The organism is Variovorax sp. P1_H12_2, assembly GCF_056405335.1.
The window spans coordinates 1-11,773 of the sequence record NZ_JBFUCI010000181.1; the positions used below are offsets into that span (position 1 = coordinate 1).

Annotated in this window: 11 protein-coding genes and 1 riboswitch; of the genes, 10 read left to right on the forward strand and 1 reads right to left on the reverse strand. The window is 69.4% G+C overall.

All coding sequences use genetic code 11. The annotated features are described in order from the left end of the window. Positions 1 to 2,634, reverse strand: a 2,634-nt coding sequence (locus AC1D2K_RS18495) for a DUF748 domain-containing protein (protein WP_478090293.1), incomplete at its 3' end; no start/stop codon positions are given. A 605-nt stretch (positions 2,635 to 3,239) separates the two neighbouring features. Between AC1D2K_RS18495 and AC1D2K_RS18500 the strand changes: the two genes are divergently transcribed. The 10 genes from AC1D2K_RS18500 to ribD form a co-directional block, all read left to right on the forward strand. Then, on the forward strand, positions 3,240 to 4,070 hold the full coding sequence (locus AC1D2K_RS18500) for a lytic transglycosylase domain-containing protein (RefSeq protein WP_478090294.1): 831 nt from the start codon (positions 3,240 to 3,242) through the stop codon (positions 4,068 to 4,070). 37 nt (positions 4,071 to 4,107) lie between these two features. Further along, positions 4,108 to 4,236: riboswitch (ZMP/ZTP riboswitch) on the forward strand. Positions 4,237 to 4,277: 41 nt separating this feature from the next. Then, positions 4,278 to 5,522, forward strand: a complete 1,245-nt coding sequence (gene glyA, locus AC1D2K_RS18505; protein WP_478090295.1) for a serine hydroxymethyltransferase — start codon at positions 4,278 to 4,280, stop codon at positions 5,520 to 5,522. 16 nt (positions 5,523 to 5,538) lie between these two features. Continuing rightward, positions 5,539 to 5,982, forward strand: a complete 444-nt coding sequence (gene nrdR, locus AC1D2K_RS18510; RefSeq protein ID WP_442282704.1) for a transcriptional regulator NrdR — start codon at positions 5,539 to 5,541, stop codon at positions 5,980 to 5,982. Between the two features lie 180 nt (positions 5,983 to 6,162). Further along, positions 6,163 to 6,723 carry a GspH/FimT family pseudopilin gene (locus AC1D2K_RS18515; RefSeq protein WP_478090296.1) on the forward strand — a complete coding sequence of 187 codons (561 nt, stop codon included), beginning with the start codon at positions 6,163 to 6,165 and terminating at the stop codon, positions 6,721 to 6,723. Next, on the forward strand, positions 6,717 to 7,259 hold the full coding sequence (locus AC1D2K_RS18520) for a type IV pilus modification protein PilV (protein WP_478090297.1): 543 nt from the start codon (positions 6,717 to 6,719) through the stop codon (positions 7,257 to 7,259). Before AC1D2K_RS18515 ends, AC1D2K_RS18520 begins: the two co-directional genes overlap by 7 nt. Beyond that, positions 7,246 to 8,028: a PilW family protein gene (locus AC1D2K_RS18525; RefSeq protein WP_478090298.1), complete on the forward strand. Its 783-nt coding sequence runs from the start codon at positions 7,246 to 7,248 to the stop codon at positions 8,026 to 8,028. The genes AC1D2K_RS18520 and AC1D2K_RS18525 overlap by 14 nt, the downstream gene beginning before the upstream one ends. 9 nt (positions 8,029 to 8,037) lie before the next feature. Continuing rightward, positions 8,038 to 8,643: a pilus assembly PilX family protein gene (locus AC1D2K_RS18530; RefSeq protein ID WP_478090299.1), complete on the forward strand. Its 606-nt coding sequence runs from the start codon at positions 8,038 to 8,040 to the stop codon at positions 8,641 to 8,643. Between the two features lie 3 nt (positions 8,644 to 8,646). Beyond that, positions 8,647 to 10,815, forward strand: coding sequence for a pilus assembly protein (locus AC1D2K_RS18535; RefSeq protein WP_478090300.1), 2,169 nt, complete (start codon positions 8,647 to 8,649; stop codon positions 10,813 to 10,815). After that, positions 10,812 to 11,240, forward strand: a complete 429-nt coding sequence (locus AC1D2K_RS18540) for a type IV pilin protein (RefSeq protein ID WP_478090301.1) — start codon at positions 10,812 to 10,814, stop codon at positions 11,238 to 11,240. Before AC1D2K_RS18535 ends, AC1D2K_RS18540 begins: the two co-directional genes overlap by 4 nt. Before the next feature lie 62 nt (positions 11,241 to 11,302). Further along, the coding region (ribD, locus tag AC1D2K_RS18545; protein ID WP_478090302.1) for a bifunctional diaminohydroxyphosphoribosylaminopyrimidine deaminase/5-amino-6-(5-phosphoribosylamino)uracil reductase RibD at positions 11,303 to 11,773 on the forward strand (471 nt) is incomplete at its 3' end.

Below are 11,773 nucleotides of genomic sequence, written 5' to 3' on the forward strand. Positions count from 1 at the left end.
GGTGATGACCGGTGCCGGGCCGCTGTCGGCCTCGGCCGGCGCCGCGGCCGCCACCGGCGCCGGGGCCGGGGCTGCGGCACCGCCGCCGACCATCAGCTCCGCCGGCGGCGCCGCCGCTGGCGGCACCCGAGCGGAGGAGCGCGCCGAGCGTGGGCGGCTGGTGGTCGTGGTGGTGCCCGACAGGGTGCGCTTGGTTTCGACTTCGGCAGCTGCCGCTTCCGCCTCCACCGGCTGACCGGGCTTCTTGACCAGGTACAGCAGATTGAGCTTGCCGGTCGGATCGATGATGACGCGGGCGAAGAAGTCGCTCAGCGAGGTCTCGCGCACATCGACCGTGAGCGGCGTGCCCGGGACCATGTTCACCTCCAGGCCGCGCAGGCCCAGGGTCTTCCAGCTCAGCAGCTGCCGGTTGGTCGAGAGGCCCGGCGCCTGCGTCAGCACCACGCTGTTGGCACGGAAATCGTCGATGGCCGTGTCACCGGCCAGGCGCACGCTCATGCCCGCGGGCAGGGTCGCGACCTTGACCGTGCCCCGATAGCTCGCGAAGGCGCGGCGGATGTCTATATTGAGTGCATCCGCGTAGTAGGCCTTGAAGGCATGGGCCGGCATCGAAGCCAGCACCAGCCGGCCTTCGGCCGCGATCGGCTTGAGCACCAGGTTGCCGTCGTACTCGAAGCGGCCAGGCTCCGCGCGACCGGCGGCGATGCGCCCGGACAGCTTGAGCGGCGACACCGTGGCGGTGTTCGGCGTGACCTTCTGGGCGTTGAGCTTGAGCGCGCTGATCTCGAAGGCCACCGGCGTGGAGCCGGCATTGTCGGCATAGGACAGCGTGCCGTTGTCGACCGCCAGCGTGCCGATGGCCAGCGCCCACGGCGTCGTGTTGGCGCCCGGCGGCACCGCTCCCCCACCCGCCTTCGGACTCCTGGGCGCTGCGACCTTCGCATTCTCGGCCACGCCCTGGCTGTTGCCCGCAGGCGCCTTCAGCCAGCGCTCGAACATCCAGCGCTTCTGGTCGTCGCGCTCGATGCGCACCTTCGGGTTCGAAGCGGTGAACGAGGCGATCGCCAGCGTGTGCTTCGTCATGTCGACTTCGGCATCGGCCAGTTCGAAGCGGCCGACGCTCGCCAGCGCGGTCTTCTCCTGGGTCAGCGCCAGTCCCTCGGCCACCACGCTGCGGGCCTTGAACCTGAGATCGGGGCCGCTCCACTCGACGTCGATCTTGCCGCTCAGCTTGCCGTCCAGCGTGGGTTCGAGGCTCTGGGCCAGGTAGGGCGCGGCCAGCGACAGCGGCAGCGCATCCACCTCGGTGCTGACCTTGGCCTGCCGGTCTGTGGCCTCGCCGTTGAACTTGAGCGCAGCGCCGCCGATCGAGCTCGAGCCGCTGAAGGTGGCCGGTTTCTCCATCGGCCAGGCCACGGCGTGGACCTCGACCGCCAGTTGCTTCACGTCGATGGCGGCGGCGGGCTGGGTGGTCTGGTCGCGCCAGCCGATCCGGCCATCGCTCAGCGCCACCTTGTCGACCTGGACCCGCCAGGCCAGCGGCTCGGGCACCTTGGCCGCGCCGTCGTCCGCCGGCGCCGAGACCGGGACCGCCGCCACCTTCTCGCTCGCCCCGGTCGCAGGGTCGGTCGCCAGCAGGTTGAGCCGTCCGGCCGCGTCGCGCGCCACGACGAGGTCCGGCCCGGCCAGTGCCACTTCGCCCAGGTGGACCGCCCGCTCCAGTGGCCGGACGTCGGCCAGCGCGATCTTCAGCGAATCGAAGCCCAGCAGGTCGCGCCCCTTCGAATCGGCCAGCTTGATGCCGTTCGCGGCGATGCTGCCGGTGATCTTGAGTCCTGTGGTGGCGGCTTGCTCGAAATCGATCCTGAGGTCGGCATCGAGCTTGCCCGCCTGCAGCGCCACCGGCAGGCCGCCCGGGATGTAGCCCAGGTAGGGCACCAGATCCAGCCCCTGGAAGTTGATGTGCGCGTCGGTCTTGCGGTTGTCGGCAAAGGGCGTCGACTGCGCCGCCGAATCGAACTTGCTGCCGTTCAGGACGAAAGCCAGCTTCGGTTCGGTCTTGATCTCGCGCTGGGAGGCCAGGTTGCTGAGAAAAGGCACGCTGAGGGCGAAATCGCGCAGCTCATGCCTGCGCTTGACCGTTGCATCGGTGAAATCGACGGCACCGTCGGTGATCGCGATGTTGTAGATGGCGAAGCGCGGCGGCGCTTTCTTGGGAGCATCGGGCGGCTCCGGTGCGGGCGTGAGCCTGGCCAGGATGTCGTCGATGTCGTAGCGGCCATCGGCCAGGTGCGACAGCTGGATCGAGGGCGCCTCGATCCTGATCGCGTCGATCACCGGCGCCAGGCGCAGGATCGACTGCAGTTCGGCATCGGCGTAGATCCGCTTCACCGCCACCTGCGGCTGGCTGCCGTCGGCGGTGGCGATGCGCAGGTCGTGCACCGCGACTTCGAGCGTCCAGGGCTTGAAGTCGATCTTGCCCACCGTGACCTGCCGGCCCAGCTTCTCGCTGGCGATCTTTTGCACCTGTGCCTTGACGATCGGCGGCACCGCGAGCCAGGCAATCAACCAGACGGAAAGCAGGATCAGCAATGCCAGGACCCCGCGCCGCACCCATTTGTTTTGTTTCAGCAAAGCAGCATTCATCGAGGGGAGAGTGTGCCCCAAACGCCAAGCGATGCCCAAATGAGAAAGCCCGGCGACCCGACGCGAAGTCGTGCCACCGGGCTCGATGGCGGGCGCAACGCCCATGCCATCCTTTCGCTCGACCAGAAGTTCAATCGTTCCGGTCATGCTGGCAGCAAGAGATTGCCACCGTTGGGCCTCAGCCGCTGAACCGTCGGATGACTCCTTCGGCTACTGGACCTTGGTAGACGCCTGAAAGCTCAGGCATGTTCAGCCTAAGCGCTGCGCGAAGGGTTTGCAAATCGCGTTTTCAATGAAACTTGCCGCGCCGATTCGCGTACTATTTCATACATCTTTTTACATCGAAATTAGAATAACAAGCCAAGTCGTTATTCTTGACCGGGTATTTAGCCACTCCTAGAATGCCAACCTTTCCCGGATCGCAAGGCGGCCGGGCTCTCCGAATCCGCTGCCGGCATCTGCCGGCTTGATCAGGCGGCCGCGCTCTCTCCCCATTTCGCGCGGACCTGATTCGTACCAATCCAAGCGCCGCTCCCCTTTCTGCTTTCGTCCCCTTGACGTTGCGAACGGGTGCCGCACAGAAAGGAAGAGCGATGCAACAAGCGTTAGATGCCACAGCCCGCGGGCTACGGACCTTCGTGTCCGACGTGGTCGACGGCTTCTTCGAAATCACCCACAACAGCTTCGCCCTGCTGGGGCTGGCGACCGTGTTCGCAGTGCTGGCGCTGGCTGCCCGCCCGGACCTGCGCCAGACCGGCGAGGAACAGCTGATGGGCTGGCTGCAGTCGCGCAAGCCCGTGCCCGAAGCCACCGACCTCGAACCCACCGCGATCGAGCGCACCACCGCGGCCAGCCCGCACGTGCTGCCGAAGCAGCAGGCCGCCGTCGCCTACTGGTTGAGCAAGAAATACCGCGTGGCGGCCGAGCCGCTGAGCGCCCTGGTGGCCGAAGCCTTCGAGCTCGGCAAGAAAACCAAGCTCGACCCGACCTTGATCCTCGCGATCATGGCGGTCGAATCCAGCTTCAACCCCTTCGCCCAGAGCCAGGTGGGCGCACAGGGCCTGATGCAGGTCATGACCCGCGTCCATGGCGAGAAGTACGAAAGCGCCGGCGGCACCTTGACCGCCTTCGACCCCGTGACCAACATGCGCGTGGGCGTGAAGGTGCTGCAGGAATGCATCGCCCGCGCCGGCTCCCTCGAAGGCGGCCTGCGCTACTACGTCGGCGCCGCCAACCTGGCGGACGACGGCGGCTATGCGGGCAAGGTGCTGGCCGAGCACGAGCGGCTGCGGCAGGTCGCGGCCGGCCGCACCCCGGCGGCCACGCCGCCGACGCTGCGGGCCAACCCGGTCCAGGTGGTCGTGCCGCCGGCACCGAAGCGCGTCGAACCCGATCCGCAAGTGGCCCTGCTGGGGGATTCCTAGGTCTTTGGCCGCGGCGGTTCTCGCTGTCGGCTACACTCGGCCGGCACGCGACTGGCGATAGGCGCAACCCTTTTCAGGTGCATTGCGCTGACGTGGACTACCACTGGGAAGCGTGCCGCCTGCGGTCTTCGTGGCAGGTGTTCAGCCGTTCGCCTGGGCAGCCCTTGTTTGGTTGAAGAACAAGGACCATTGTCTTGAAGGACTGCCATGTACCACCGCAACATCCTGGTCGAACAGACCGATCCTGAAATCTGGGCTGCCATCCAGGCCGAGAACGCCCGACAGGAACATCACATCGAGCTGATCGCGAGCGAGAACTACGCCTCGCCGGCCGTCATGGCCGCCCAGGGCTCGCAGCTCACCAACAAATACGCCGAGGGCTACCCCGGCCGCCGCTACTACGGCGGCTGCGAGCACGTCGACGTGGCCGAGCAACTGGCCATCGACCGCGTCAAGCAGCTGTTCGGCGCCGATGCCGCCAACGTGCAGCCGCACTGCGGCGCCTCGGCCAACGAAGCCGTGATGCTGGCCTTCCTGAAGCCCGGCGACACCATCATGGGCATGAGCCTGGCCGAAGGCGGCCACCTGACCCACGGCATGCCGCTCAACATGAGCGGCAAATGGTTCAACGTGGTGAGCTACGGCCTGGACGCCAAGGAAGAGATCGACTACGACGCGATGGAGCGCAAGGCGCGCGATGCGATGCCCAAGCTCATCATCGCGGGCGCCTCGGCCTATTCGCTGCGCATCGACTTCGAGCGCTTCGCCAAGGTGGCCAAGGACGTCGGCGCGATCTTCATGGTCGACATCGCGCACTACGCGGGACTCGTGGCCGCAGGCGTCTACCCCAACCCGGTTCCGCACGCGGACGTGGTGACCTCCACCACCCACAAGAGCCTGCGCGGCCCGCGCGGCGGCATCATCCTGATGAAGTCGCAGCACGAGAAGGCGATCAACAGCGCCATCTTCCCGGGCCTACAGGGCGGCCCGCTGATGCACGTGATCGCGGCCAAGGCCGTGGCCTTCAAGGAAGCGCTGTCGCCGGAATTCAAGGCTTACCAGCAGCAGGTGGTCAAGAACGCGCAGATCGTCGCCGAGACGCTGACCGAGCGCGGCCTGCGCATCGTCAGCGGCCGCACCGAGAGCCACTTGATGCTGGTCGACCTGCGTGCCAAGGGCATCACCGGCAAGGAAGCCGAGGCGGTGCTGGGCGCGGCCCACATGACGATCAACAAGAACGCGATCCCGAACGACCCCGAGAAGCCGATGGTCACCAGCGGCGTGCGCATCGGCACGCCGGCGATGACCACCCGCGGTTTCAAGGACGAGGAAGCGCGCGCCACCGCCAACCTGATCGCCGACGTGCTCGAGAACCCGCGCGATGCGGCGAACATCGACGCGGTGCGCGCCAAGGTGCATGCGCTGACCAGTCGCTTCCCGGTTTACGCCTGAACACGAGCCGCCCTGCATGAAGTGCCCCTTCTGCGGTCACCTCGAAACCCAGGTCGTCGAGACCCGGGTGTCGGAAGACGGCGACTTCGTGCGGCGCCGGCGCCAATGCGGCGCCTGCGACAAGCGCTTCACCACCTATGAGCGGCCGGACGTCAACTTCCCGGTCGTGGTCAAGAAGGACGGCAGCCGCGCCGACTTCAACACCGCCAAGGTGCGCGCCTCGATGATGCTGGCGCTGCGCAAGCGGCCGGTGAGCATCGAGCAGATCGACAACGCGCTGCTGCGCATCGAGCAGAAACTGCTGTCCAGCGGGCTGCGCGAGATCGAATCGACCAAGGTCGGCGAACTGGTGATGCGGGAACTCAAGCGGCTCGACAAGGTGGCCTACGTGCGCTTCGCGTCGGTGTACCGGAGTTTCGAGGACGTCGACGAATTCAGGCAGTTGCTCAGGGATATCTGAGCCGTGCCGGCGGCCCGGCGCCGCGCCGGGCCTTGAGCCCGCCGGGCGCGTTTGGATTGCTGCCAACTTTGTCGCGAATCGTCGTTCCCGGCCGCCGTCCGACCGCCTGGCCCGAAGACCGGGCCGGCGAGCCGTCGGAAGCCACGCGGAGGTGCTGGCGCTTCTAGCATTCGAAGCGTCATGCCCCGCGCCGTCTCACTTCAGCTTTCGCTGCCCGATACGCCCCTGGCCGGCTTCACGCTGGTCGAGCTGCTGGTGGTGCTCGCGATCGTCGCGATCCTTGCCGGGCTCGCGATGCCGGGCTTCGGCCGGACCCTTGAGCGCTATCGGCTGCGCAGCGCCGAAGAAGACCTCCGGTCCGCGATCCATGTCGCGCGGTCGGAAGCGCTGCGGCGCGGCGGCCGCGTCACCCTGCGCCGGGCATCGGCCAGCGGATGCGCGCCCCGAAACGACCAGGACTGGAGCTGCGGCTGGATGGTCTTCGCGGACGGCCACGACGACGGCGATCCGGGCGAGGCGCTGATCCAGGCCTGGCCACCGTTGCGCGGCGTCGAGGTGACGGTGAGCGTGCCCAGTCCCTCGACCTACCTGAACCTGAACCGATGGGGCCGCTTCCACAACCTGGGCGCCTTCAGGTTCACGCTGAGGCCCCCGGGCAGCACCGACCGCACCGCCGCGCGGGTGCTGTGCATGTCCTCCGCCGGCCGGCTCCAGACCCTCCAGGGGACCGAAAAATGCTGAAGCACGCTGGCCGGTTCCGCGAGCAGCGCGGCATCACGCTGCTCGAATCCCTGGTGTCGCTCACCCTCCTCGTGCTGATCGCCTTCGGCTTGCTCGGTGTGCAGCTGCGCGCCCTGGCCGATGCCCGGACCAGCGTCCACCGGACGCAGGCCATCCGCCTGATCGAGGATCTCGCCGAGCGCGTTCGCACCCATCCCGGGCACATGCACCCGCTGCCGGCCGAAGCAGCGCACTGGGACCTGCCACCTCCTTCGCACCCGGATTGCCGCACGGCCGCCTGCGAACCGACAGCGCTCGCGCGCTGGGACATCGCCCGCTGGAAGCAGGCGGTCGCGAACGCACTGCCCCGGGGCCGCAGCGTGGTGTTCGAGATGAGCGACAGCCCGCGGCAACTGGGCGTGATGGTCGCCTGGCACGCCAACGCGAATGGCCCGTCCGACCCGGCGCTCGACGCGCCTTTCCGGGTTGACGGCCTGGCCGCCGGTGTGCGTTGTCCCGCCGGCCTCCTGTGTCATTTGGCCCATGTCCACCCCTGATGCTCACCCTGGCCTGCGCCATCGGCAACAGGGCCTGAGCCTGATCGAACTGCTCGCGGGCATGGCGATCGGCCTGCTGGTGATCGCAACCGCTTTCGGAACGCTGCTGCTGGCGCGCGGCGCGGCCGCCAGCGTCAGCGAACTGGGCCAGTTGCAGCAGCAGGGCTCGTATGCGCTGCACGTCATCGGCCAGCAACTGCGCCAGGCCGGCTCGCTGGAGCCCGTGCGCGACGAAACCACCGGGCTGTACGCCTTCGCGCCCGACGCCGCCGGGACCGGGGACGCCGTGGCGGTGATTTCCGGCACCGAAGGCGCGGACGGCGCCAGCGACAGCGTCTCGGTGGCCGCCACGCGCGCCCGCTGGCCTGCGGCCAGCGGCTCTCCGAGGATCTGGGCCCAGTACGACTGCATCGGCGCCAACGTCGAAACCGAGAACCTGATCAGCGCCACCTTCTCGCTCGACGCCAAGGGACAGTTGATGTGCCGCAGCGCCAAAGGCCTGCAACCGGTGATCGGCAACGTCGCGGACTTCCAGCTCGGCTACCGGGTCGATACCGGCAGCGGCATCCAGGTCATGGATGCGGGCGCCGTCCAGCGCGCCAAGCTGTGGGCCGCAGTCACCGCCATCGAGGTCTGCCTGGATCTGCGGGGCAGCGAGATCAGCGCGGGCGCAACCAAGGACTACCGCGGCTGCGACGATGCCGACAAGCCGCGTGCCGGCCGCACGCACCTGGTCTTTCGCAACCTCTTCCGTCTGCGCACCCGGTAGGAAGGCGGCATGCACGCGACGCTCTCCGCATGGCCACCACAGCGCGGCTTCTCTCTGCTGGTGATGATGGTCACCGTCCTGCTGGTCACGATGCTGGTGCTCACGGCCTCCCGCACTGCGCTGCTGGACGAGGCGGCGACCGGCAACGACGGCGATTTCCAGCGCGCCTTCGAGGCTGCGCAGGAAATCCTGCGCGACGCCGAGTCCGACATCCTGGGCGAAGGGGCCGGCATGCCCGATGCTTCGAACGACGCGCGCCACTATCCCGGCAGCCCTGCCGAGCTGTTCGCGCTGCAGGACCTGCTCGGCCAGCGCAGTCCCTCGTGCGCAGCGGGCATCTGCATCCCCGACCAGGTGCCGCCGCGCTTCTGGACCGACCGCATCGCGCTGGAGCGCATGAAGAAGGTCGCGGTCTCCCGGCCGCCCGGCTGGTACTGGGTCGAGTTGCTGCCCTGCGACACGGCGGCGGCGACTGCGGGCGGCGCCGCCGAGCGTTTCACGCCCGACGCCGCCCTGCCCTTCATTTACCGGATCACCGTGGTGGCGAACGGGCGCAAGCCGACGACCCAGGCGGCGATCCAGAGCACGCTGGTGCGCAAGAAGACGAGGTCCTGAACCATGAGATGGAAATTCGCAGTGCAGGCCGGCGGATTCGCCGCGGCGATCCAGGCCTGCGTCTTGCCGGCCCAGGTGCTCGACGCGCAGCCGGAAGGGCTGCGGGCGACCGCGCAGGTCAGCTCGCTGGCCGCCAGTGCGCGTTCGAGCCGCCACGAGGCCGCGTTGTTCGTGGCCGCCTTCGACCCGCCCGGCTGGACCGGATCGATCACCGGCTACCGACTCCGGTCCGGGAGCGCGACCCTCGATACGGCCGGGTTGTGGGGCGTCATGCCCGCGACCCCGGCCAGCGACGCCGGCGCGGCCCGGCCGGTACGCCCGCGCTCCACGGCCTCCCTGATGGATGCCCGCGGCAGCGACTGGCCCGCATCGCGCGTCGTGCTCTCGGCCCGAAGTCCGGGCGGCGGAGCGCCGGCGACCGGCATCGCCTGGGAATGGGCCGCGCTGTCCGAGGCGCAGCGGACGGCACTCATGGCCCTCGGCGACGGCGGCGCTCCCGCTGCCGCGGACGAGGCGATGGCGAAGGATCGCCTGGCCTACCTGCGCGGAGACCGCAGCAAGGAACAGGGCGGCACACCGGGCGGGCCCCTGCGCCGCCGCACCTCCCGGCATGGCGCCATCGTGCATTCGAAGCTGTGGCACCAGGCGGGGCCACCGCCGGCCGCCCATGCAATGGAAGCGCATGCGGGCTTCCGCCGCGCCCTGAGCCAGCGGCCATCGATGCTCTATGTCGGCGCCAACGACGGCATGCTGCACGGCTTCGACGCCGCCACCGGCGAGGAAAGAATCGCGTACGTGCCCGATGGCCTGCACGGCCGACTGGCGCAACTCACACGGCCGGACGACCGACCCCAGCCCTTCGTCGATGGCTCGCCGCTGGCCGGCGATCTGTACCTCGGTGGCCCGGGCAGCGGCGATCCCGGTCTCTGGCGAACCTACCTTGCGGGCTTTCTCGGCGCCGGGGGCAAGGGCTACTTCGTCCTCGACGTCAGCGACCCGGCTGCGTTCGACAGGGCCGGGGCCGCCCGATGGGTGGTCCTGGACCGCACGGGCACCGACACCATGGACGAAGACATCGGCGAGATCCTGGGCGAGCCCGTGACCGAACCCGGCGATCCCTCGATCAGCCGGCAGATCACCCAGCTGAACGACGGTCGCTGGGCCCTGGTCATCGGCAATGGCCCCCGCAGCGCCCACCGCAAGGCGGTGCTGCTGATCCAGTACCTCGACCGCGACCGGGAATTGCTCAAGATCACCGCCTCCCCGGCCGGGGACAACGGGCTCGCCATGCCGCGTCTGATCGATCTCGACGGCAACGGCACGGCCGACGTCGCCTATGCGGGCGATCTGCTCGGCAACCTGTGGAAATTCGACCTTCGTTCGACCGCCGCCCGCGGCTGGAAGACGGCCTTCGGCGGCGTTGCGCTGTTCGTGGCCCGCGACGCATYGGCGGCGGCCGCGCACCAGCCGATCACCACGGCGCCGGTCTGGAAGCCCCACCCCCAGGGCGGCCTGCAGATCGCCTTCGGGACCGGCCGCCGAAGCGGGCCCGGCGACGGCTCGGAGCGCCAGGTGCAGACGATCTACGGCATCCATGACGATACGCCGATCCTGCGCCGCAGCGCAGCGGCGCGACCTGCGGGCGAGGCGTCGCTGGAATTCGGAGCGGGCCAGGGCGCGGTCACCGACGGCCGAAGCCGCCTGGCAGCCCAGACCGTGCAACTGGACGCCGCCCAAGGCGCGGGCACCCTCTCCTCCCATCCGGTCCCCTACACCGGCAGCGAAGCACGGCGAGGCTGGTTCCTCGATCTGCCGCTGCCCGGCGAGCGGGTGCTGCAGAACCCGGACTGGTTCGAGGGCGACCTGATCGATGTCTGGAGCCAGGTGCCGGCGGTCAGCGCGAGCGCCGACACCGATTTCCCGCCGCCGCCCGCTCGCCGCTACCGCACCACCCTCGACATCCTCAATGGCTCGGCCCCCCGGTCGACGCTCTACGCCCACCTGCCGCGCACGAGCAGCGGCCAGCCCTCGCGCGTGGAGGCCGGCCTGAGCGTGGGCATCCGCAACGGCAAGCTGGAGACGGCGGTATCCGCGCCCGGCATGCCGGTGGCGCCGCCCGTGCAGCAGCTGGACAGCATCCTGCTGCGCCCGAGTTGGCGCCAGCTGCAATGACTGCCCGGCGTCCGCGCGGCTTCACGCTGACCGAGGTGCTGATGGTCGTGGCGCTGATCGCCGTCCTGGCGGCGGTCGCGCTGCCGGCCTACCAGGCCTACCTGAAGCGCAGCCTGCGCGCCGAGGCCCGCGCCGGGCTGCTGCAGGCGGCTCACTGGCTCGAACGCGTCGCGACGGCCACGGGCCTCTATCCGGCGGACGCCGCCGCCTTTCCGGAAACCCTCCAGCGCGTGCCCTCGGGCGCCTATCGGATCGGCTTCGAGCCCGCGGACGCCCAAGGCAGCGGCTACACTTTGACCGCACGTCCCCAGGGCGCCCAGGCCGCCGACCGGTGCGGCGGCTACACGCTCGACCAGGCCGGTGTGCGGGGGCTCGCCGTTCCCGACGCTTCGGACGAACTCAAGGCGGAGTGCTGGAACCGCTGAAGCCCCACCCGAGCATGATCCCGACGCCCTCCCCAACCCTGCCGCTGTCCGCCGACGAGGCCATGCGCCTCGCCCTCTCGCTGGCCCGCGCGGCCAGCACCACGGCGCCGCCGAATCCCGCGGTCGGCTGCGTCATCCTGGCGGCCGACGGCCGCATCGTCGGCAGCGGCCAGACGCAGCGCACCGGCGGCCCGCACGCCGAAGTGATGGCGCTGCGCGATGCAGCGGCGCGCGGCGAATCGACGACTGGCGCGACCGCCTTCGTGACACTCGAGCCCTGTGCCCACCACGGCCGCACCGGCCCTTGCTGCGACGCACTGGTCGAGGCCGGCATCGCCAAGGTCGTCGCCTCGATCGCCGACCCGAACCCGCTGGTGTCGGGCCAGGGCTTCGAGCGCCTGCGCGCCGCCGGCGTCGAGGTCGAGATCGGACCCCAGGCCGAAGCGGCGCGCGCACTCAACATCGGATTCCTCAGCCGCATGATCCGCCACACCCCCTGGGTTCGCCTCAAGGCGGCGGCATCGCTCGACGGC